Origin of the sequence: Pseudomonas sp. B15(2017) (genome assembly GCF_002113215.1) — a bacterium.
Classification (GTDB): Bacteria; Pseudomonadota; Gammaproteobacteria; order Pseudomonadales; family Pseudomonadaceae; genus Aquipseudomonas.
This window is the reverse complement of record NZ_NEJZ01000002.1, coordinates 161163-182609: the sequence shown is the minus strand read 5'-3', so window position 1 is coordinate 182609 and position 21447 is coordinate 161163. Positions and strand designations below refer to the sequence as shown.

26 protein-coding genes and 3 tRNA genes are annotated in these 21447 nt (G+C 58.0%); 19 read left to right on the top strand and 10 right to left on the bottom strand.

Annotation, left to right across the window (positions count from 1 at the left end; translation table 11 throughout):
* Nucleotides 1-43 precede the first annotated feature (43 nt).
* The 6 genes from CAF73_RS03545 to CAF73_RS03520 all read left to right on the top strand — a co-directional run bounded on the left by CAF73_RS03545 (nt 44) and on the right by CAF73_RS03520 (nt 4889).
* Nucleotides 44-253, top strand: coding sequence for a hypothetical protein (locus CAF73_RS03545; RefSeq protein ID WP_085701938.1), 210 nt, complete (start codon nt 44-46; stop codon nt 251-253).
* Nucleotides 250-1155 carry a RecT family recombinase gene (locus tag CAF73_RS03540; protein WP_085701937.1) on the top strand — a complete coding sequence of 302 codons (906 nt, stop codon included), beginning with the start codon at nt 250-252 and terminating at the stop codon, nt 1153-1155. Before CAF73_RS03545 ends, CAF73_RS03540 begins: the two co-directional genes overlap by 4 nt.
* The gene (locus CAF73_RS03535; protein ID WP_085701936.1) at nt 1142-2785 is read left to right on the top strand and encodes a YqaJ viral recombinase family protein; all 1644 of its coding nucleotides are present in this window, start codon (nt 1142-1144) and stop codon (nt 2783-2785) included. The genes CAF73_RS03540 and CAF73_RS03535 overlap by 14 nt, the downstream gene beginning before the upstream one ends.
* 1 nt (nt 2786) lies before the next feature.
* A complete protein-coding gene (locus CAF73_RS03530; protein ID WP_085701935.1) occupies nt 2787-2987 on the top strand; it encodes a hypothetical protein in 201 nt (66 codons plus the stop codon).
* A gap of 9 nt (nt 2988-2996) precedes the next feature.
* A complete protein-coding gene (locus tag CAF73_RS30655) occupies nt 2997-4217 on the top strand; it encodes a DNA translocase FtsK (RefSeq protein WP_085701934.1) in 1221 nt (406 codons plus the stop codon).
* Between the two features lie 63 nt (nt 4218-4280).
* Nucleotides 4281-4889, top strand: coding sequence for a 3'-5' exonuclease (locus CAF73_RS03520; protein ID WP_085701933.1), 609 nt, complete (start codon nt 4281-4283; stop codon nt 4887-4889).
* Nucleotides 4890-4944: 55 nt separating this feature from the next.
* Here the strand turns inward: CAF73_RS03520 and CAF73_RS03515 are convergent, their stop codons facing one another.
* Nucleotides 4945-5616 (bottom strand): hypothetical protein, encoded by a 672-nt coding sequence (locus CAF73_RS03515; RefSeq protein ID WP_139834800.1) that lies wholly within the window; start codon nt 5614-5616, stop codon nt 4945-4947.
* Between the two features lie 57 nt (nt 5617-5673).
* Nucleotides 5674-6417: a hypothetical protein gene (locus CAF73_RS03510; RefSeq protein ID WP_085701931.1), complete on the bottom strand. Its 744-nt coding sequence runs from the start codon at nt 6415-6417 to the stop codon at nt 5674-5676.
* 81 nt (nt 6418-6498) lie between these two features.
* Between CAF73_RS03510 and CAF73_RS03505 the strand changes: the two genes are divergently transcribed.
* From CAF73_RS03505 to CAF73_RS03480, 6 genes are read left to right on the top strand one after another with little or no spacing between them, the layout of a single operon-like run.
* A complete protein-coding gene (locus tag CAF73_RS03505) occupies nt 6499-6837 on the top strand; it encodes a hypothetical protein (RefSeq protein ID WP_256574597.1) in 339 nt (112 codons plus the stop codon).
* Complete coding sequence (locus CAF73_RS03500) at nt 6837-7217, top strand: hypothetical protein (RefSeq protein ID WP_085701930.1); 381 nt, start codon at nt 6837-6839, stop codon at nt 7215-7217. The genes CAF73_RS03505 and CAF73_RS03500 overlap by 1 nt, the downstream gene beginning before the upstream one ends.
* Complete coding sequence (locus tag CAF73_RS03495) at nt 7214-7483, top strand: hypothetical protein (protein WP_085701929.1); 270 nt, start codon at nt 7214-7216, stop codon at nt 7481-7483. Before CAF73_RS03500 ends, CAF73_RS03495 begins: the two co-directional genes overlap by 4 nt.
* 3 nt (nt 7484-7486) lie before the next feature.
* On the top strand, nt 7487-7672 hold the full coding sequence (locus CAF73_RS03490; RefSeq protein WP_085701928.1) for a hypothetical protein: 186 nt from the start codon (nt 7487-7489) through the stop codon (nt 7670-7672).
* Between the two features lie 53 nt (nt 7673-7725).
* Nucleotides 7726-8193 (top strand): hypothetical protein, encoded by a 468-nt coding sequence (locus CAF73_RS03485; RefSeq protein ID WP_085701927.1) that lies wholly within the window; start codon nt 7726-7728, stop codon nt 8191-8193.
* Nucleotides 8190-8435 (top strand): AlpA family transcriptional regulator, encoded by a 246-nt coding sequence (locus CAF73_RS03480; protein ID WP_085701926.1) that lies wholly within the window; start codon nt 8190-8192, stop codon nt 8433-8435. The genes CAF73_RS03485 and CAF73_RS03480 overlap by 4 nt, the downstream gene beginning before the upstream one ends.
* On the opposite strand, the gene CAF73_RS03475 is transcribed toward CAF73_RS03480, so the two are convergent.
* The 8 genes from CAF73_RS03475 to CAF73_RS03440 form a co-directional block, all read right to left on the bottom strand.
* On the bottom strand, nt 8405-9634 hold the full coding sequence (locus CAF73_RS03475; RefSeq protein WP_085701925.1) for an integrase arm-type DNA-binding domain-containing protein: 1230 nt from the start codon (nt 9632-9634) through the stop codon (nt 8405-8407). The genes CAF73_RS03480 and CAF73_RS03475 overlap by 31 nt on opposite strands.
* A gap of 164 nt (nt 9635-9798) precedes the next feature.
* A tRNA-Leu gene (locus CAF73_RS03470) sits at nt 9799-9885 on the bottom strand.
* 195 nt (nt 9886-10080) lie between these two features.
* Nucleotides 10081-10154, bottom strand: a tRNA-Cys gene (locus CAF73_RS03465).
* A 47-nt stretch (nt 10155-10201) separates the two neighbouring features.
* Nucleotides 10202-10277, bottom strand: a tRNA-Gly gene (locus CAF73_RS03460).
* 60 nt (nt 10278-10337) lie between these two features.
* Nucleotides 10338-10898 carry a CDP-diacylglycerol--glycerol-3-phosphate 3-phosphatidyltransferase gene (pgsA, locus tag CAF73_RS03455; RefSeq protein ID WP_085695967.1) on the bottom strand — a complete coding sequence of 187 codons (561 nt, stop codon included), beginning with the start codon at nt 10896-10898 and terminating at the stop codon, nt 10338-10340.
* Nucleotides 10899-10930: 32 nt separating this feature from the next.
* Complete coding sequence (uvrC, locus tag CAF73_RS03450) at nt 10931-12754, bottom strand: excinuclease ABC subunit UvrC (RefSeq protein WP_085701924.1); 1824 nt, start codon at nt 12752-12754, stop codon at nt 10931-10933.
* 2 nt (nt 12755-12756) lie between these two features.
* Nucleotides 12757-13398 carry a UvrY/SirA/GacA family response regulator transcription factor gene (gene uvrY / locus CAF73_RS03445; RefSeq protein ID WP_032829778.1) on the bottom strand — a complete coding sequence of 214 codons (642 nt, stop codon included), beginning with the start codon at nt 13396-13398 and terminating at the stop codon, nt 12757-12759.
* Nucleotides 13399-13525: 127 nt separating this feature from the next.
* Entirely contained in the window at nt 13526-13969 is a 444-nt protein-coding gene (locus CAF73_RS03440; RefSeq protein WP_085696436.1) for a GNAT family N-acetyltransferase, read from the bottom strand.
* 645 nt (nt 13970-14614) lie between these two features.
* Between CAF73_RS03440 and CAF73_RS03435 the strand changes: the two genes are divergently transcribed.
* From CAF73_RS03435 to CAF73_RS03410, 7 genes are all read left to right on the top strand, one after another.
* Nucleotides 14615-15685 (top strand): 3-deoxy-7-phosphoheptulonate synthase, encoded by a 1071-nt coding sequence (locus CAF73_RS03435; RefSeq protein WP_085701923.1) that lies wholly within the window; start codon nt 14615-14617, stop codon nt 15683-15685.
* 46 nt (nt 15686-15731) lie between these two features.
* Nucleotides 15732-15896 carry a hypothetical protein gene (locus CAF73_RS30110; protein ID WP_176247703.1) on the top strand — a complete coding sequence of 55 codons (165 nt, stop codon included), beginning with the start codon at nt 15732-15734 and terminating at the stop codon, nt 15894-15896.
* 211 nt (nt 15897-16107) lie between these two features.
* Nucleotides 16108-16977: a triacylglycerol lipase gene (locus CAF73_RS03430; RefSeq protein ID WP_085701922.1), complete on the top strand. Its 870-nt coding sequence runs from the start codon at nt 16108-16110 to the stop codon at nt 16975-16977.
* 97 nt (nt 16978-17074) lie between these two features.
* Complete coding sequence (locus CAF73_RS03425; RefSeq protein WP_007952068.1) at nt 17075-17356, top strand: peptidylprolyl isomerase; 282 nt, start codon at nt 17075-17077, stop codon at nt 17354-17356.
* Nucleotides 17357-17490: 134 nt separating this feature from the next.
* Nucleotides 17491-19359 (top strand): extracellular solute-binding protein, encoded by a 1869-nt coding sequence (locus CAF73_RS03420; protein ID WP_085701921.1) that lies wholly within the window; start codon nt 17491-17493, stop codon nt 19357-19359.
* The gene (locus tag CAF73_RS03415; protein WP_085701920.1) at nt 19359-20420 is read left to right on the top strand and encodes a microcin C ABC transporter permease YejB; all 1062 of its coding nucleotides are present in this window, start codon (nt 19359-19361) and stop codon (nt 20418-20420) included. Before CAF73_RS03420 ends, CAF73_RS03415 begins: the two co-directional genes overlap by 1 nt.
* Nucleotides 20420-21442, top strand: coding sequence for an ABC transporter permease (locus CAF73_RS03410; RefSeq protein WP_085683860.1), 1023 nt, complete (start codon nt 20420-20422; stop codon nt 21440-21442). The genes CAF73_RS03415 and CAF73_RS03410 overlap by 1 nt, the downstream gene beginning before the upstream one ends.
* Nucleotides 21443-21447: the final 5 nt, after the last annotated feature.

Here is a 21447-nt window from a genome sequence, read left to right as displayed (position 1 = left end):
GGCCCCGGCAATCGGCGGCCTGATCACTCAATAGGTAATCCCCATGAAAGCTCAAGACATGTACATCCGACTGGTGGATCCAACCGGAAAGCATGACCCAGTCATCAACGCCCACCGCGTGTGGGATCGCGACCGGTTCTATCAGGCCCAGGTCAAGCAACACGAAGACCCAAAGAAAAAGATCGAGGATCGCCGCTTTGTCTCGGTCGCCACTGAAGCCGAATACGTCGAATCGCGGAAGGTAAACAAATGAGCCAGCCGACAACCTTGGCGCCTGTGGCGCACGAACAAAACATGCACGTCCTTCCTCATGCCGCGACCAGCACTAGCGCCTTGGTTTTGGACGGCGACAGCCTCGACAAGATGATGCGCCTGGCAGACGTCATGGCGCTGGGTCGTGCAACCCTTCCGAAACACTTCAACGGCAACTCCGCTGACTGCCTCGCCGTGGTGATGCAGTCGATGCAGTGGAAGATGAACCCCTTCGCTGTGGCGCAGAAAACCCACCTTGTGAACGGCGTTCTTGGTTATGAAGCCCAGCTTGTAAACGCGGTCATCACCACCTGCGCGCCGGTCGTGGATCGCTTGCACTACGAGTGGTACGGCGACTGGGAAAAGGTCATCGGCAAATTCGAGATTCGCAAGGGTGACAAAGGCGAATACCGGGTTCCAGGCTGGAAGATGGCCGACGAGGAAGGCCTGGGCGTCCGTGTCTGGGCGACGTTCCGCGGCGAAGCTGAACCCCGCGTGCTGGAGTTGCTTCTGGCTCAGGCGCGCACTCGCAACAGCACGCTCTGGGCTGATGATCCACGCCAGCAACTGGCGTACCTGGCCACAAAACGGTGGTCCCGCCTGTACTGCCCCGACGTGATTCTCGGCGTGTACAGCCCGGACGAGCTGGAAGAAACCAACCAGCCGATGCGTGACCTCAACCCGCCACGCAGAACCGACGAGCCAAAGCAATTGCCGCCGTACCCGGACAGCAAGCTCGAGGAAAACGCGGACAAGTGGCGCGGCATGATCGCGCAGAACCGCACCAGCCCCGAACACCTGCTGGCCAACCTAACCAGCAAGTACACCCTCACCGCCGAGCAGATCGAGCGCATCCACGCGCTGACGCCAATCGAAGGAGAAGCCACCAATGAAAGTGCATAACGTCCAGCAGGGTTCGCCTGAGTGGCATGCCCTTCGCGCCAGCTACTTCACCGCTTCCGAAGCGCCGGCAATGATGGGCGAATCGAAGTATCAAACCCGCACCGATCTGCTGACGGTGAAGAAAACCGGGATCGTGGACGAGGTCGGGCCTGCTCAGCAGGCCGTGTTCGATCGCGGTCATGCCACGGAAGAGCTGGCCCGACCCATCGTCGAGGAAATGATCGGCGAAGAGCTGTACCCAATCGTAGGCACCAGCGGCAACCTGCTGGCGTCCATGGATGGCGCAACGATGCTCGGCGACACGCTGTTCGAGCACAAGCTGTGGAACGCCAAGGTAGTCGCTCAGGTGAAAGCGCAGAGCCTTGAGCCCCACTACTACTGGCAGCTTGAGCAGCAGTTGCTGGTGAGCGGCGCAGAGCGCGTGATTTTTGTTTGCTCTGACGGCACGCCGGAAAACTTCGTGCATATGGAATACCGGCCTGTGCCTAGGCGCGCCGAGCTGCTGATTGAAGGCTGGAAACAGTTCGAGGAAGAACTGGGCAGTTTCACCCCGCAGGAAAAGGCGGTCGAAGTCATCGGCGCCGCGCCAGACCAGCTCCCTGCCCTGCGCATCGAAGTCACAGGCATGGTCACCGCCAGCAACCTGGATGCCTTCAAGTCCCACGCTCTGGCGGTGTTCACCGGCATCAACACTGATCTGACCACCGACCAGCATTTCGCTGACGCTGAAACCACCGTCAAATGGTGCAGCGATGTCGAGGATCGGCTCAAGGCAGCGAAAGAACACGCCCTGAGCCAGACCGAGAGCATCGACGCGCTGTTCAAGGCAATCGACGATATCGCAGCCGAAGCCAGACGGGTTCGACTGAATCTGAAAAAGAGCATCGACTCCCGCAAGGACGATATTCGCACTGAGATCGTTATGAGCTCGGCGAAGGCCTTGCAGGATCACATTGACCAGATCAACGTCACGCTGAACAGCAAAATCCGCATGCCGAAGGTGCCGGCGGACTTCGCGGGCGCCATCAAGGGCAAACGCACCATTGCCAGCCTGAAGGAAGCCGCTGACGCCGAGCTGGCCCGCGCCAAGATCGAAGCCAGCCGCATCGCTGATCTGATCCGCGCCAACCTGAAGAGCCTCAACGAACTGGCGATCAAGCACGGTTTCCTGTTCCACGATGCACAGGAACTGGTGATGAAGGCCAACGATGACCTGGTGGCGCTGATCAAAGTGCGCATCAACGAGCATGACCAGCAGCAGGCCGAGCTGAAGCGCCAAGAGGAAGAAAAGGCGCAGCTCGCAACTCAACAGCAACAGCAGGTTGTTGAACCGGTCGTGCAGCAGCAGGCAGTGACGCCAGTCGTCGAGTCGGCGCCGGTCACGAGCACGCCGATCAAGGCTGTCGAAACGCCGACGCAGGTTGTCGACGATGGCCAGCGCCTCAAGCTGGGTGATCTGAGCGACCGCCTTGGCTTCACGGTGTCAGCGGCCTTCCTGAGTTCGCTGGGCTTTGAAGTTGTGGCCAAGGAGCGCGGCGCCTCGCTGTACCGCGAAGTCGACTTTGGTCGCATCTGCGCCGCCCTGATCAATCACATTCAGGCCGTGCAGAACACCCGGGCAGCTGCGTGACATGGCTGCCCAGTCCGTTCTCGACATCTACGACAGTGTCGAGGAGTTCGCCGGAATCCTCGCCTCCGCTGAGCTGCATGCCAGTGGAGCCTGGGAACTGGAATTCGTCGAGAACATCCGTGCCAGCTTCAAGCGGTACGGCGCCCACACCAACCTGAGCCCAGCTCAACAGTCGAAGCTTGAGCGCATCGCCAAGCACTGAGGGTTACCCATGAAGATGGAACACAAAGCAATCATCGAGCGCGCCAAGCTGGCGGGCATCGAGCCGTCCGACCTGGCGCACGAACTGCTGGTGCATGACCTGGTTGAGGCCGGGTTGTTCGAGCTGAAGAATCTGCACTCGCCGTACAGCAAGCTGAACGAGGGCCAGCAACAGGAGGTCATCGAGCGACTGACCGAAGCCGCTGAAAAGGCCGCGCATAACGCTATCGGCATCATCGCTTCGCGCGGCGCCACGACCATTGAGCTGATCATGAAAGAGGTCAAGTTCAACTCCAAGCAGTTGACCCTGACGTCCATCGTCGACGCCAAGAACCCGAATCGCCATGACTTAATCGACAGTGCCGGCCACATCTGCCTGCTGGTGATGGCACCCGACGACTACAACGAAGGCCTGGATTTCATCCGGCCCGACCGCGACCAGCCAGATTTGCCGCTGCATGTCAGCGAAATGACCGGCAACCTGTTCGAAGGTAAGGCGACTGGGCCTGATGAACCGGATGGATTCGAACACACTACCGGGGAAGTTGAAGATGGCCTGTACAGCCAGGCCGTTGCGTTTGTCCTGGAGAGTCGCAGAGCAACAATCTCGGCAGTGCAGCGCAAGTTGAAAATCGGCTACAACCGTGCCGCAGAGCTGATGAACAAGATGGAGAACCTTGGCGTGGTGAGCCCGATGGATCACACCGGCGCCCGCGAAGTGATGCTGAACCCTCGCGGCGAAGAGAAAATCAGCCTTGCCGACGCCGACGATCAAACCGGCAGCAAAGACCCGCTCTATACCGAAGCCGTGGAACAGTTGATTGCCTACGGTCGACTCGGCGCGGCGGCAATTGCCGGGACGCTGAGCATTACCAACGAGCGAGCGGCCCTGATGCTCAACGCAATGGTCGAGTCTGGCGCTGCCGTAGCGGTTGATGGCGGCAACGTCTTCGAAATCAAAGGCGGAGACGTTGGTGGTGGTGTTGACGCCTCGTTCAAGGAGTTCGGCGACTTCACCTACGACGACGCCAAGCAACTGATCGTGCTCAAGGCCCAGACCAAGCCCTTCAAGGCTCACTGGGTGCAAAGCCGTCTCGCGATCGACAGCGACAAGGTGTCGTCCCTGCTGCTGCGCCTGCTCGACGATCAGGTTGTAGCGGTTGAAGCCGAGGGCGAATCAGCGCTCGAGCACAGCTACAAGGTCGTCGCCACGCTGTATCAAGTCGTTTAACCCATACCCTCGATACACCACAGGCGCCTACGGGCGCCTTCTTTTCGCCTGGAGAAAAGCCACATGAATCTTCTCACCCCGTATGACACTGAAACCACCGGCCTGCCGCTGTTCAAGGAGCCGAGCGACGACCCTCGCCAGCCCCACCTAGTTGACATCTGCATTCTGGCCTACGACGCCAACGGCGCGCTGGTCGACTCCTTCGAAGCCATGGTGCGCCCAGACGGTTGGGTTATCCCCAACGAAGTCGCGGTGATCCACGGCATCACCACCGAAATGGCGATGGACATGGGTATCCCTGAGTCCGAAGCGCTGGACGGCTTCATGGCGATTCACGAACGCGCCGGCCTTCGGATCGCCCACAACATCCAGTTCGACGACCGGATCATGCGCATCGCCCTGTCGCGCTATCGCGGAAAGGATGCTGCCGAAGCCTTCAAAACCACTCCGGGCTACTGCACCTGCCAGAGCAGCAAGAACATCGTGAAGTGTCCGCCAACCGCCAAGATGATCGCCGCCGGGTTCGGTCGCCAGTACAAGCAGCCGACCGTGGCTGAGGCCCTCCGCCACTTCACCGGTGAGGAACTGGTAGGTGGCCACCGAGCTCGACCTGACACCGAGGCCTGCGCCCGCATCTACTTCGCCATGAACCCGCCTACCCAGGTGGCATAAAAAAAAGCCGCTCTTTGAGCGGCTTATCACTTCACATAAAGATCGATTAAAACGATCACAACCTGGATATTTCGTTCCTTACTGTGGCTAATTTCAAATATTCCTTAACAATTACATTAATAAACCTATCAAACATTTTACGATCAATTTTTTCGGTATTCCAAGTTCTGTTTACCACATCCATATCAGGCTCGCCGATAGCCATCCTGATTTCCCAATCGCTCATGTCATGCCTTAAGTCGAGTTGCAAGCCATCATCCCTAATCGCTCCGATTCCTGAGGACATTCGGACAAGGCTACCATCGATTGCCTTGAGCAAATCATCCCGCACGGCCTTTAGGCATCCGGTTTCTCTGCACTCCTCAAGCAGTTCCCAGAAATCATTACTTATAAATCTTTCTGGTGACCCAAGCGGGCTGTATACCCCTGAATAAATAACGCCTGTGCGCAGCATAAAACGGAAAAATTGAGCTTGTGCTTTACGCAACTGCTCGATGGACTTTTCAGCCTCGGACTTTATTTCTCGAAGTTTAAGAACATTCCCAGCAATCGAAATTTCCTGCACTTCTGGAGCAAAACAAACGACTAACGCCATAACGCTGAACGATATAACAAGCACAACAAACTCTTGTGACGTTATTTTTGATCCATAGAGAAGGTAAGTTATTCCTGCAATAGCGACGAAAGCCAGCAATAATCCAAAAAGCGCAAATCCAACTCGTTTCATATACACCTCGAAAACAATAAAAAACTGACGCCAGCATAGCATCCTCTTTTCGGAGTGTTAGTTAGATCGCCACCACTCAGATAGCTGGGAGTACAAAGTGCTTCGACTTTCTGCATCAGGCGCATCTGATTTAACAGCCATCAATTCTCTCTCAAGAAGAGATAACTTTTCATACTCTTCAATTCTCGCACGCACAAACGCTTTAACTTCCTCTAAATCGCCACTACCAGGATTCAGATCGTTTTGTTTTTTAGATATTTCCAGAAGTGCGCCCTCACTCATAAATTCAGTAGTGAGCTCAATCAAGTCATACGGCTCGATAGGCACAATGCTATTTCCATGACTCTTTGTTAAGAGCGTGTAATGAATTTTGTTTTTTGCAGACCGTACAACTCGCAACAGCTCATCTTTTATAAATGGCAAGCATTTCAAGCTTTTGGCCTGCGCATAAACATCCCAAAGATCTTGCTCAACGCATAGGTCTCCAGGAACGCCGTACTGTGCCTCTTTTTCGAAGGCCCTTGACCTCAGATTGAGCCGAATCGATTCTATTTGAGCCTTCTTCAACTCCTGTAGATTTTCCTCAGCTTTGTTCTCGTCTTTCAGCTTGATCATATTACCCGCAACAGAAAACTCTTTAACTTTTCCCGCCAATACAACAACCAATGCAATTACGGCCAGCGCAATAATTAAGGTTACAAACTCCGGCCCCTTTAGCTTTTCTGCTTGCAACAGATTCCAAGCCAAAATTGAACCACCGACAAAAAATAATATAGCTAATAGACCAATTGCCTTTCGCATCTAAATCTCCTTGATTTACCGACGATTAAAAACGCCAACAACATCATAGCCCTCCCCGGAAATAAAGTATCGAGGTTCACCATGAACTCAATCGCTCTCAAAGCGCTGGAGCGCGCCCAGTTCCAGCAAATGGCCCGTGACATGCAGATGAAGGCCGCGAGGCCCAAGCCGGTCAATGTCACACCGATCAAACCCGGTGAGCCGCTGCCCGAACTGGTGATCACCGGCCCCATCAACCGCGTCATGGAACTGGAGGGCAAGCGGTTCGCCCTCGACTTCGTGCAGGGCCTCGGCGCTGCAATTCGCCGGGAGCCGGTCCGGACAAAGGCCATTGCCGACCTGACCCGCTACGCCCAGCAGCAGCCGGACAGCGTGGCCAGCGGCGTGAAGATCGTCATTGATGTGTTGAAGGGGGCGTGATGAAGACGCCCGCCGAACGACTGACAGAACTTGCCGTTGCTTATGCCTCCTACCGTACGAAGCTGTTTGAAAATGGCAAGGCCATCAAGCAGGTGCAGAACGACGCTGATGGGGCCTACTTCGACCTGAAGCCATACCGCGACCGCTACTGGAGCGACCCCGACGTTCATGACCTGGCGATGGGGCAGGTGATCGTCTGGCACGGTTGGGTGCACGCCATCCAGCAGTGCGAGCCGGACAAGGATCACGAAGAGGAGGATTGCGGATACATGGCAACTGCACGCCTGATGGATGAACGCCGCGACATCCAGCGCAATGGAGCACGTATCCGCGCGGCAATTACCAAGATCGGCAATCAGTTGCTGAAGGAGTCGCCATGAAAGGACGCCCGATTCTATTCAGCGCCCCGCTACTGTTCGCCCTAGTCGTGCTCGGCTTCCTGCTGATGCTTCTGTCTGCCGTTGAACACGAACGGCAGTTGGACGCTTACGTCCACTCCGGCGCGTGCAAGAAGGTCGGCGAAGCAACCGGAAATCTCAATCTCGGCTACGGCTCCACGGCCACCGGCCCCTCAGCGATCGTCACCACTGCCACCCTCGGGAAAACCGCATGGCTGTGCGATGACGGCGTGACTTACTGGAGGTGAGCCATGACCGCCCTCCGCCGCAAGACAACCATCCGCGGGCGGCCGATGAAGCCGCTCGACCTCGTAACCATCTGCGATCAGTGCGGAAAGTCCCGCGCCCATGGCAACCACGACAAATGCAGCAAGGCCCGCCAGATCGCTGAGGCCGAGCTGCGCGAGCGGGAGATTGACCGTGTATCAAATCCTTGAATACGCCGTGTGCCTGCTGGCACTGGCACAACTCTTTTGCTGAGGGCTTTGTGATGACTGAAGTGAAGCGTTACCACATTGGCGAGACAGGGCTGGTTGAAGGCGTTGCGCTCGGGCGGATCGGCGTTGTGCTAGTTGCAGACTTCGAGCGGGTCGAGGCCGAGCGCGATGCCTTGCAACAGCGCTTGAACGTGGCGGATCAGCGGAGCGACGATATTGCCACCAAGGCTCAATGCCAATTCCCCCAGTCATGCAGCACTCGCTGTGACTGCCACATTCCAGATTTCAGCCCCGGCAATGGGAATAAGGCGCGGCGCCGGGCCGAAGCGCTCGGATTTACGATCGTTGAGGATCCGACGTTGGCACCGGGTGAAATCAAATTGGTGCAGCCTGCAAAGGCAAGCGATCCTTTCGACACCTGCCTGGAGTGCTTCGGTGCTGGCACCATCTGCACAGGCATCGAAGAGGCATCTTCAACCATCTGCAACAAATGCGACGGAACCGGGAGAGAGCAACGATGAATACCGCACGCAATGAACACCACGAAGAACCGGTCGAGTTCATCCGCCTGCCGGAAGTCAAAAAGCTGGTGGGCTTCGGCACCACCAAGATCTACACGATGGCGGCCCAAGGTCTGTTCCCGAAACAGGTGCAGCTCGGCGCTCGATCTGTGGCCTGGGTCAAGTCAGAGGTTCTGCAATGGAACAGCGAGCAGCTTGCCGCCGCCCGACGTCAGCCCTCAGACTCCAGCGCATCCAAGTAATCGGCCCAGTCCTGCATCATCCCCCGCCGCTGTTCCACGTATTCCGCGTGGTTGTAGGTCTTTCTGACCTTGCTTGAACCCGCATGCGAAAGCTGCGCCTCGATCCAATCCTCGTTGTAACCCATCTCGTTCAAGGCCGTTGAAATCGTGGCACGGATCCCGTGCCCGGTCAGTCTGCCTTCATATCCCATGCGTCTGAGCGCCATGTTGACTGTGCCGTCGCTGATTGGCTTTGTCGGTTCATGCCGACCAGCGATCAGCAGCTTGTAACGGCCAGTCATCTGGTGCACCTTGCGCGCTTCCTCGACCGCCTGCCGCGACAGCGGCACCAGATACGGCGGTACAAAATCCCCCCCTTTTGCCCTGATCACCTTCTGCAACTGTTTCACAACGCCGGCTGGGATCGTCCACAGCGCCCCGTCGAAGTCGAATTGATCGATCGTCGCGCCGCGAAGCTCGCCTGTACGCACGCCGGTGAGCAACAGCAACCTGACTGCGCTGCGCGTGTAGTCCTTGAGGTCAGCCTCACGCAGCGCAGTCAGGAACGCTTTCAGCTCATGCTGGCGAAGCATTGGGTTGTGCTTTTCCGGCGGCTCCTTGGCGGCCACGATGTCGAGGTCAGACGCCGGGTTAATTTCCAGATAGCCCGAGGCGATTCCGAAGCGGAATATTTCGTTCAGCCAAGTGCGGCACTTGCGCGCAACGTTCAGCGCACCGCGCCTCTCGATAATGCGCAGGGTGGCCAGCACTTCCGAGCGTGTCACCTCTGCGATGGGGATTTTTCCCAGTGACGGCACCAAATCCTTGTCCAGGTACAACTGGGCCTGATTCGCGGCGCCCCTCTTGGACTTCGCCCAACGCGGCAACTTGAAGGCGTACCACTCGTTCGCCACCACTTCGAAGGTCTTGACCGACGAATCGGCGGCGGCGCGTCTCTCTTTGCGGCGCTGCAATCGGGGATCAATGCCCTTGGCAACCAGTGCCCGAGCCTGATCGCGCTGCTCGCGGGCTTCCTTCAGGGTGATTTCCGGGTACGTGCCCAGCGACATGCGCGGCTGCTTGCCGTGCCAAGAAAAGCGGAAGTGCCAGGACTTAGTGCCGTTGGTAGCGACGAACAGCGACAGGCCGCTGGCATCCGTCATGGAATATTCTTTCTCGGCCGCCTTGGCCTGGCGCACAGCGGTATCAGTCAGAGGCATTAGTACATCACCACGTCAGTCGAACTGGGGAAGTGCTGGATGATGTACTAAAAATGTGCGGAACGCAGCGAAAGATTGCGAAACTCTGCGCAACAAAAAGGCCGCACTTGGCGGCCTATTGCTTGGACTTTGCGGTACTCAGCGAAAGCCAGTGAAACAGAAGATGGTGCCCGAAGCCGGAATCGAACCGGCACGCCCTTACGAGCGGGGGATTTTAAGTCCCATGCGTCTACCAGTTTCGCCATTCGGGCGGTAGCGCGGTGTTGCTTTATTCTGATGACGATTCACAGTCCTGACAGGAACTGTGCATCGGTGACAGAGGGGGAAATATATACATCACTTCCCGGTGAAGCAAGTTTGCAGTTGTCGTTTCAAAGACTAAATCTTTCAGTGCAACGCAAATAAAAAAGCTCCGTAAATCATGGATCTACGGAGCTTGTTTATAGTGGAGGCCGAGGTCGGAATCGAACCGGCGTAGGCGGATTTGCAATCCGCTGCATAACCATTTTGCTACTCGGCCTCAAAACATTTGCTGTCAGTAGCGCAACAACAAACGCTGTACAAACTTGGAGCGGGAAACGAGACTCGAACTCGCGACCCCGACCTTGGCAAGGTCGTGCTCTACCAACTGAGCTATTCCCGCTTGGTGTGGCGCATTCTATAGATTCCAGATGCCCCGTCAACCCTTTGATTCAAAAAAGTTTTATTTCTTTTCAACATCGGTCTTCAGATGTGGCCAGGCAGCCCGAAGGTATTGAACCATCGACCACAAGGTCAGACCTGCCGAGACCATCAGCAACGCATAACCGATGAAAACCCAGAAACTGAAATCCTTGGGGTTTGCCAGGAGGATCACCAGTGCGAGCATCTGCGCAGCAGTTTTCCACTTGCCCAGATTCGATACGGCTACATGGGCCCGGGCACCGAGTTCGGCCATCCACTCACGCAGCGCCGAGACAACGATCTCGCGACCGATGATGACAGCGGCCGGTAGAGTGAGCCATAGGTTGCCATGCTCTTGCACCAGCAACACCAAGGCAACAGCAACCATCAGTTTGTCAGCGACAGGATCCAGAAACGCACCAAACGGCGTGCTTTGCTCCAGGCGTCGCGCGAGATAGCCGTCGAGCCAATCCGTTGCCGCCGCGAAAGCGAATACCGAACTTGAGGCCAGATAGCTCCATTGGTAAGGCAGGTAGAACAACAGAATGAAGATCGGGATGAGCAGGACGCGGAGAACGGTAATCAGATTAGGGATATTCATCGGCACAACTGGCTACGAGGTGAATGGGCATTCTACTCACTATGCAGGTTTGCATAAATCGACTCTGCTAGCTTTTTGCTGATCCCCGGTGCTTTGGCGATCTCTTCGATGCTTGCACGAGACAGCTCCTGCAATCCACCAAAATGTTTCAACAAGTCCCGACGCCGGGTCGGCCCGACGCCCGCAACGCCTTCCAGCGTGGAGGTGCGGCGGGTCTTGCCGCGCCGTGCACGGTGGCCAGTGATTGCAAAGCGGTGGGCTTCGTCACGGATCTGCTGAATCAGATGCAGTGCCGGCGAATCACCCCGCAAGGTGAACTCGTTTGCAGCATCATTCAGATACAAAGTCTCGAATCCCGCCTTGCGTGTTGCACCCTTTGCGACCCCCAGCAAGATCAAATCCGGAACAGCCAGTTCGTTGAGCACATCACGCGCCATCGACAGCTGTCCCTTGCCGCCGTCCACCAGCAGGATGTCCGGCAACTTGCCCTCGCCTTCCTTCAGCTTGCTGAAGCGTCGGGTCAGAGCCTGATGCATGGCGGCGTAATCGTCGCCTGCGGTCACGCCTTCGATGTTGTAGCGGCGGTAATCGGACTTGATCGCCCCTTCCGGGCCAAATACCACGCAGGAGGCCACCGTCGCTTCACCGCTGGAGTGGCTGATGTCGTAGCACTCAAGCCGTTGCGGCGGCTCATCGAGATTCAACACTTCTGCCAGCGCTTCGAAACGTGCGGCAACGTGTTGACGGTTTGCCAGCCTGGCGCCGAGTGCCTGTTCGGCATTGGTCACGGCCAGTTGCTGCCAGCGCGCCCGGGTGCCGCGAACCCGATGACTGATGCTCAACTCACGCCCGCGCAACGCCTGAATGGCCTCGATCAGCGCAGGAAAATCTTCGTGCACGACGTTGACGATCAACTCGCTCGGCAAGTCGCGTTCCGGGCTGCTGATGAAGTATTGCCCGAGGAACGCGGCCATGACCTCTGCCACGTCCTCTTCGATCCCGACCTGGGGGAAGAAATTCTTGCTGCCAAGTACCCGCCCTCCCCGCACGCTGATCAGGTGGACGCAGGCACCGCCCGGGTTGACGAACGCGGCGATCACATCGATATCGCCCGTGCCGCCTTCCATGCTCTGCTGATCTTGCACCCGACGCAGCAAGGCGATCTGGTCGCGCAGTTCGGCGGCGCGTTCGAACTCGAGGTTGATTGCAGCCTCTTCCATCGCCGTCGACAGCTCATTGGTCAACGCATGGCTGCGTCCTTCGAGAAACATCACCGAGTGACGCACATCCTCGGCGTAAACCTCAGGCTCGACCAAGCCGACACAGGGCGCCTTGCAACGCTTGATCTGGTATTGCAGGCATGGCCGGGTCCGGTTCTTGTAATAACTGTCCTCGCACTGACGCACGAAGAACGTCTTCTGCAACAGGCTGAGGCTCTCGCGAATCGCCCCGGCGCTCGGATAAGGGCCGAAATATTTGCCCTTGGCCTTCTTGGCCCCGCGATGAATGCTCAGGCGCGGGAATTGCCCGTCAGACAGAAAGACATAGGGGTAGGATTTATCGTCGCGCAACAGAATGTTGTACGGCGGCCGCCACTCCTTGATCAGGGTTTGCTCAAGCAGCAACGCCTCTGTCTCGTTGGACGTGATGGTGGTTTCGACCTGGGCGATACGCCCGACCAGGGCCGCGGTTTTCGGCGCCAGGCCTGTCTTGCGAAAGTAGCTGGCCAGACGCTTTTTGAGGTTCTTCGCCTTACCGACGTACAACAGACGCGCATCGCTGTCGAACATGCGATACACGCCGGGGCGCCCGCTGACGGTTGCTAGAAAGGCGCCCGAATCGAATGCTTCAGTCATGGTCAAAGGCTGGCATCAACCATGCCGTGTCGAACCGCCAACAGCGTCAGTTCGACATCGCTGCTGATCGAGAGCTTCTCGAAAATGCGGTAGCGGTAAGTGTTCACGGTTTTCGGCGACAAACACAATTTGTCGGAAATGATCTGAACCTTCTGACAACCGACAATCATCAGCGCAATCTGGATTTCCCGTTCCGACAACGCGTCGAACGGTGAATCATTGGTCGGCTGAAAGGATTTGATCGCCAATTGCTGGGCAATCTGAGGGCTGATATAGCGCTGCCCGGCAAACACCAGGCGAATGGCCTGAACCATTTCCGGCAATCCGGCGCCCTTGGTCAGATACCCCGCCGCACCGGCCTGCAACAACCGCGTAGGAAACGGATCTTCCTCACAAACGGTGACCGCGACCACTTTGATGTCGGGATGACTTCGCAACAGTTTGCGTGTGGCTTCGAGACCGCCGATGCCCGGCATCTTGACGTCCATCAGCACCACGTCAGGCTTCAACTCACGGGCCTTGATGAGGGATTCTTCCCCGGACTCGGCCTGGCCTACCACCTGCAAGCCATCGATATCGGCCAGCATTCGTGTAATGCCTGTACGAACGAGATCATGGTCGTCGACCACTAGCACCCTAATCAAGCAGACACCTCGCGATATGGTCTTATTGGGATGCCGGACACCTTAGCAAAAAGTGCCGGGCAGACCTAGCGGCAAGCGACATATAAAAAGTTTCAAGTCTTCATCGAGGGCTTGCCAGCCGTGGGTTTCAGAGCACAGGTGTACTGAAATCGAGCTGCATCCGCAGGAAACACTCGTCCTCGCCCTGCACAAACATTCCTTTTCTTAGATACAGATTTTGCGCCGGGTTGTTTTTGAACACCGTCAGGCGCAACGCCGGGCGTCGCTCCAGTCGAGCCATCGCAACAACCTGATCGATCGCCCAGGAACCCGCGCCCTGGCCTTGAGCGCTTTCGACGATCTGCAATTCGCGGATATACACAGCCCGAGCATCACGACTCAGGCTGAAATATCCCACCCGTTCACCGTCACGCAGGATCAACCAGTTTTCGCGCCCGGCCCAAGCGACATCGAACGCCTCGTCCTGCCACAGCAAGTCATAGTGAATGTAGTAGCGGAGCATGTTTCGGCAAGTCAGTTCTCGCGCAAACGACAGGTCGGCGGGTGTAGCCTGGCGTAACTCGACACTCATTCCGACCTCGATCTTCTTCAAGTTCATGACCCTTTCTTGAGCACACGTTCAGAAGCAGAGTGTGTCATACACTGGCGGGCGCTCAACCCATAGAGTCCCTCGGGTGCCTGCGATAGCAATTTCTGATTGCTGACGCGCAGCAGCCTCTAGTAAGCTCGGCGCATTCTTTGGAGACAGTTCATGCTCAACACCCTCTCACAGCTTCGTACCGCCAGCGCCTCGCGCTCGGTTGCGGCTGCCCGGGTGAACGGCGCCTGCGCTCCTGCAAGCTTTTATTTTGGGTATTGGTTTAGCCACTGGCGCGCCTGATACCCACACGGCGCCCATTTGAACGGGTCGCCTACCAGAGATTTCTCAACCCCCGGTCGGCCTCCCGACCGGGGGTTTTGTTTTTTCAGGCCCGAACTTTCTCAGCGACACATCAGACACTTTGAGGATTCAACCAATGAACTACGCCACTTATTACCGTTACGACAGTTTTACCGCCTGGCGATTTACCAGCCTCCGCTCGGGACAGCCTGCCGCCTCCGATCGGTCACCCACAGGTGGCAAGCCAACACACGTAGCCAATCCGGCCAATTGTCGAACACCCCAGTAGGGCCGAGTGAGCGGGAAATACCCGCCGTCCGCCCAGGAAGACTGAATATGAACTCGTCCGTTTCTGCTCTGCCACTGTCCACCCTGAACCCTGCCAACGAAGCATTGACCCTGCGTCTGCCGAGTTCGCTGCAACTCAAACAGCAATTGCCCCTGAGCAATGCGCTGAACCAGCAAGTCGTCGCCCACCGCCAGGCGGTCCGCGCGATTCTCGATGGCCGTGATCCACGCCTGCTGGTAATCGTCGGCCCCTGCTCGATCCACGACCCCGAGTCCGCGCTTGAATACGCCAGCAAACTTTCGCGCCTGGCCGAAGAAGTCCGTGATGACATGCTGCTCGTGATGCGTGCCTACGTCGAAAAACCTCGCACCACCGTTGGCTGGAAAGGCCTGGCCTACGACCCTCATCTCAATGGCAGCGACGACATGGCCACAGGCCTCACGCTGTCGCGCGAACTGATGCTGGAAATGCTCCGCCTGGGACTGCCGATTGCCACCGAGTTGCTGCAGCCCATGGCGGCCGGGTACTTCGATGACCTGCTGAGCTGGGTTGCCATTGGCGCTCGCACGACTGAATCGCAGATCCACCGGGAAATGGCCAGCGGGCTGAGCATGCCTGTCGGTTTCAAAAACGGGACTGACGGTGGCGTGGCCGTCGCCGTTGATGCGATGCGTTCGGCAGCCCATGCCCATCGCCATTTTGGTGTAGACAGCCAGGGTCACCCGGCGATCATCCAGACCTCGGGCAATCCGGACACCCACCTGGTGCTGCGTGGTGGTCACAAAGGGCCGAATTACGACCGCGAAAGCGTTGCCATCATCAACACCGAGTTGAACCGCCTGAAAATTCCGAGCCGGATCATGGTCGATTGCAGCCATGCCAACAGCGGCAAGGACCCGCTCCGCCAGCCGGGCGTGTTCAACGATGTGCTGGAACAGCGACTGCAAGGTAACCGCTCATTGATCGGCATGATGCTCGAGTCGCATCTGTTCGAGGGATGTCAGGCACTCAGTGAATCGCTTCGCTATGGCGTTTCGGTGACCGACGGCTGTCTTGGATTCGATGCAACAGAACGTCTGTTGCTCGGGGCCGCACAACGCATTCGACAACAAGCCTGACAATCAAGCCGCCCTCCGGTGTGTGATGAACCCGGAGGGCGAGCCCATGTTCAACATCGACGTGCCCTCCCTGGATTCGCGGGATTCGTCCTGTTCACTCGCTGCTCCCTTCTCTGGAAATCAAGACCTGCTCGCGAGCCTGCATTTAACGCGCTTGATTGATCACCCGATGTCAGCCCGACACCCGGCGAGACAGGGTGAACTGCACTGAAGCAAGTAGGCAAAAATTGGAAAAGCGCGCTCGACAAGCCGGGAACCCTCCAAATATTCAGAACCGGATCTCATTCAAAAGTGAAAATTCATACGAACTCTGATCCAGTTTCCACCGCACTAGAAAGAGTATTCAGGCATCGCCTGCGCAACGACTGTTTTAGAGTGACACGCAGACAACATCGATGAATCTCTGCGATCAAGGACGAAAAATGCAACGAAACGCCACAACTCTCTATCCCGTACTGTTGGTGCATGGTCTGTTCGGATTCGAGCGCATTGGCTCTTTCGAACTGTTCCATGACGTCAAACAGGCACTCAAGGCCGCTGGCGTTCAGGTATTTGTGCCGCACTTATCGGCCGTTCATGACAACGAAGTGCGAGGCGAGCAATTGCTCTCGCAGATCGACGCTGTGCTCCGAGGTACTGGCGCGACAAAAGTCAACCTGATCGGTCACAGCCAGGGCGCGTTGTCTGCTCGATACGCTGCAGCGCTTGCGCCACACAAGGTCGCTTCCGTGACCTCGGTCAGCGGGCCCAACCACGGTTCGGAGCTGGCCGACTTGCTGCGCCAGGCACTGATCCCCGGACGTCTGCCGGAGACCGTGGCGCAGAATGTTGCGACGTTGTTTTCCGACTTTCTTTCTTTGCTCAGCGGACACAAAAAACTGCCTCACCATGCACTGGCAGCACTCAATGCACTGACGACAGAAGGAGTCGGCCAATTCAATGACAAATACCCGCAGGGCCTTCCCGAAACCTGGGGTGGCCAGGGCGCCGAGCGAGTCGATGGCGTTCACTATTATTCGTGGAGTGGCGTTGCGCCGAAGCTGACTGTGCAGCCCCTCGACCCGGTGCAGGGCATCTGCCTGGCCCTGTCGGAATATTTCATTACAGAGCCCGCGCAGAACGACGGATTTGTCGGGCGTTTCAGCTCCCACCTCGGCACCGTGATCGGTTCCGATTATCCGCTCGACCATCTGCGCAGCCTGCGTCGGGGCATCGGCCAGGGCAACACGGAGAGTGACCCGATCCAACTCTATGTCGAACACGCCTTGCGCCTGCAAGCGGCTAATCTATAGCGGCCGGTATCAGACGAGCGAATGGAACTTTGCCGAGAAATCGGCCACTGAATCCGGTAGGCTCCCCCCTTTACTGATTTGATTGGAGTGTTTCCCCATGGCTAAAGCCACTGCCCGCCACATCCTGGTTTCCAGCGAAGCCAAGTGCAACGAACTCAAGGCCCAGATCGAAGGTGGCGCCGACTTCGCCGAAGTGGCCAAGGCCAATTCCACCTGCCCATCCAGCCGTCAGGGCGGCGACCTGGGTTCGTTCGGTCCTGGCCAGATGGTCAAGGAATTCGACACCGTGGTATTCAGCGCGCCGATCAACGTCGTGCAAGGCCCGGTGAAGACCCAGTTCGGCTACCACCTGCTGGAAGTGACCAGCCGTCAGGACTGATTTCAGCCCGACCTGCTGCGCAACGGCCCGCCTGATGGCGGGCCGTTTTGTTTCGATTACACCACACCGCTGGCGAACGACGCGCCGCTCGCGTACAAATTGCGCTTATCGATTACCCGGCTTTAAGGCTGACAATGCGACTGGCTTTCCCGACATTGATGTTCACTGCCGTGACCCTGCTGCTGGGGATCACCGGTGTGGACGCCGCACCGCAGCATGCGATGACCGTTTATGGCGAACCGGCAAAGTACCCGCCCGGCTTCAGTCACTTCGATTACACCAACGCCCGGGCGCCCAAGGGCGGAACGATGCGCCGCTCGGCCATCGAGATCGGCCACTTCGACCATGTCCTGCCGTATATCGACAAGGGCATCGGCGTCAGCCAGATCGACGGCCTGCTGTACTCCCCGCTGGCCCAGCGCTCGCTCGACGAGCCTTACACCGTATACGGTCTGGTGGCGCAAAAAATGGAACGCTCGGATGACGGCCTGTCCCTGCGCTTCTTCATCAATCCCAAGGCCCGCTTTGCCGATGGCAAGCCGATCACCGCCGAAGACGTTCGCTACACCTATGACTTGCTGATGACCCAGGGCAGCCTGCGTTATCGCACCCAGTTCGCCGACGTCAAAGGCGTCGAAATCGAAGCGCCACTCACCGTGCGCTTCGATTTCAGGAGCAACGAGAACCGCACCCTTCCGCTGGACATCGCGACCCTGCCGGTATTTCCCGAACATTGGTGGAAAACCCGTGATTTTGCCGGCGGTGGCGGCTATGAACCGCCGCTGGGCAGCGGCCCGTATCGAGTCGGCAAGGTCGACTCCGGGCGCAGCATCACCTTTGAACGCAATCCCGACTGGTGGGGCAAGGACCTGCCGGTCAGCCGTGGCCTCTACAACTTCGATCACTTCAGCATCGAGTACTTCGGCGACACCGACGTCGCCCGCCAGGTCTTGCGTGGTGGCGCCTACGACTACAACCGTGAATTCTCCGCCACTGGCTATTCCATCGGCTATGACAGCCCGGCCCTGAGCGACGGTCGCCTGCAAAAGGCGCATCTGGCCACCGAGGCGCCGCAGTCGGCCCAGGGCTTTGTGTTCAATCTGCAAAAGCCGATGTTTCAGGATCGCCGCGTTCGCCAGGCACTGGCCATGCTCTGGGATTTCGAGTGGAGCAACCGGCAGATGATGCGCAACATGTACATCCGCCAGCAGAGTTACTTCTCCAACACCGAACTGGCCGCCCGCAAGCTGCCGGATGCCGCCGAGCTGAAGATTCTCGAACCCTTGCGCGGACAGATTCCCGACGAAGTGTTCACCCAGGTCTTCGAAGCGCCGAAGACCGATGGCAGCGGCCTTATCCGCGACAAACAGCTGCAAGCGCTGGAGCTGCTGGAGCAGGCCGGCTGGAAACCTGATGGCGACCAGTTGGTCAACGACCGTGGCGAACCCTTGAGCTTCACCTTCCTGGTCAGCCAGAACGGCATGGATCGCCTGCTGCTGCCATACAAGCGCACGCTGAAGCAGATCGGCATCAACCTCGACATCCGTCGCATCGATTCCTCGCAATACGTCAACCGCCTGATGAGCCGCGACTACGACATGATCGTCACCGGTTACCCGGTCACCACCTCCCCCGGCGGCGAACTGTTGAACTACTTCGGTTCGGCGTCGGCCAACGACCCGGGCGCCAACAATTACATGGTGCTGAAGAACCCGGCGGTCGACACCTTGATCAACGGCCTGATTCGCGCCTCGACCCAGGCCGACATGTTGCGTTATGCCCATGCGCTGGACCGGGTGCTGCAATGGAACTACTACTGGATTCCCAACTATTACCCGCCGGGCACGTCGACCGTGTGGTGGAACCGTTTCGGCATTCCCACCGTGCAGGCGAGCAATGACGAAGCGATCGAGAGCTGGTGGGAAATCAGCAGTACACCGCTGACCAACCAGCAGATGACGGCCGAGAAAATCAGCCGTGGCAGACCCGGAGGGCCGCACTGATGTGGGCTTACATACTGCGGCGCCTGCTGCTGATCATTCCGACGCTGGTGATCATTCTGCTGGTCAACTTCGTAATCATCCAGGCTGCGCCGGGTGGCCCGGTGGAACAGGCCATCGCCCACTTGCAAGGCATCGGCGGCGCCAGCGTCGGCGGCGGTGCGAGCGAAACCATGAGCGGCACGTCCCGCGCCAGTCGCGGCCTTGATCCGCAACTGATCAAGGACATCGAAAAGCAGTACGGCTTCGACAAACCGGCCCACGAGCGCCTGTGGCTGATGCTCAAGAACTATGCGCAGCTGGATTTCGGCAAGAGTTTCTTCCGTGGCGCAACGGTCACCGACCTGATCCTGCAGAAAATGCCGGTGACCATTTCCCTCGGACTATGGGCCACCCTGATCACCTATCTGGTGTCGATCCCGTTGGGCATCCGCAAAGCCGTGCACCACGGCAGTCATTTCGATATCTGGAGCAGCACGGCAATCATCATCGGCTACGCCATGCCGGCATTCCTGTTCGCGATGTTCCTGATCGTGGTGTTCGCTGGCGGCACTTCGCTGAACTGGTTCCCGGTGCGCGGTCTGGTGTCCGACAACTTCGAATCCCTGTCGACGCTGGGCAAGCTCGCCGACTACTTCTGGCACCTTGTATTGCCTGTCACGGCGCTGGTGATCGGTGGCTTTGCCACCCTGACCATCCTCACCAAGAACTCGTTCCTCAATGAGATCACCCGCCAATACGTGGTCACCGCGCGCGCCAAAGGCCTGAGCGAAAACCGGGTGCTCTATGGACACGTGTTCCGCAACGCGATGCTGCTGGTGGTGTCGGGCATTCCCCAGGCGTTCATCAGCGTGTTCTTTGCCGGTTCGTTGCTGATCGAAGTGATCTTCTCCCTCGACGGCCTCGGGCGCATGAGTTACGAAGCCGCCGTGTCCCGTGACTACCCGGTGGTGTTCGGTTCGCTGTTCATCTTCACCCTGTTCGGCCTCCTGATAAAACTGATCGGCGACCTGTGCTACACGCTGGTCGACCCGCGCATCGACTTCGCCGCGAGGAATGCCTGATGTTCAAGCTCTCGCCTCTGGGCCGTCGCCGCTTCGAACGCTTCAAGAAAAACCGCCGGGGCTGGTGGTCGCTGTGGTTGTTCATTGGTCTGTTCGTGATCAGTCTCGGTGGTGAATTGATCGCCAACGACAAGCCGCTGATCGTCAGTTATCAGGGCCAATGGTACTTCCCGGTGTTCAAGCGCCATACCGAACAGGAGTTCGGCGGACAACTGCCGTTCCAGGCCGACTACCGCAGCGATTACGTGCAGAAGCTGATCCGCAAGGACGGTGGCTGGCTGCTGTTTCCGCCGATTCCGTTCAGTGACGACACCCCGAACTACGACCTCAACAAACCGGCACCGAGCCCGCCGACTTCGGTCAACTGGCTGGGCACCGACGATCAGGCGCGCGACGTACTGGCTCGGGTGATCTTCGGCGCGCGGGTGTCGATCCTGTTCGCCCTGATGCTGACTTTCGTCAGCGCCCTGATCGGCATCGCGGCCGGTGCCCTGCAGGGTTATTACGGGGGCTGGGTCGATCTGCTCGGCCAGCGTTTGCTGGAAGTCTGGTCGGGATTGCCGGTGCTTTACCTGCTGATCATTCTCTCGGGATTCGTCGAGCCCAACTTCTGGTGGCTGCTGGGGATCATGGCGCTGTTTTCCTGGCTGGCGCTGGTGGACGTGGTACGCGCCGAGTTTCTGCGCGGGCGCAACCTCGAGTACGTCAAGGCTGCGCGGGCCCTGGGTTTGAGTGATCGCAAAGTGATTGTCCGGCACATCCTGCCCAACGCGATGAACGCGACCCTGAGCTACCTGCCTTTCATTCTGACCGGGGCGATTTCCACCCTGACCGCGCTGGATTTCCTCGGCTTCGGCATGCCCGCCGGCAGCGCGTCACTGGGCGAGTTGATCGGTCAGGGCAAGCAGAACCTGCAAGCGCCGTGGCTCGGATTGACCGCGTTCTTCACCCTGGCGCTGATTCTTTCTCTGTTGGTATTCATCGGCGAAGCGCTGCGCGATGCCTTTGACCCGCGCTCATGAACGGA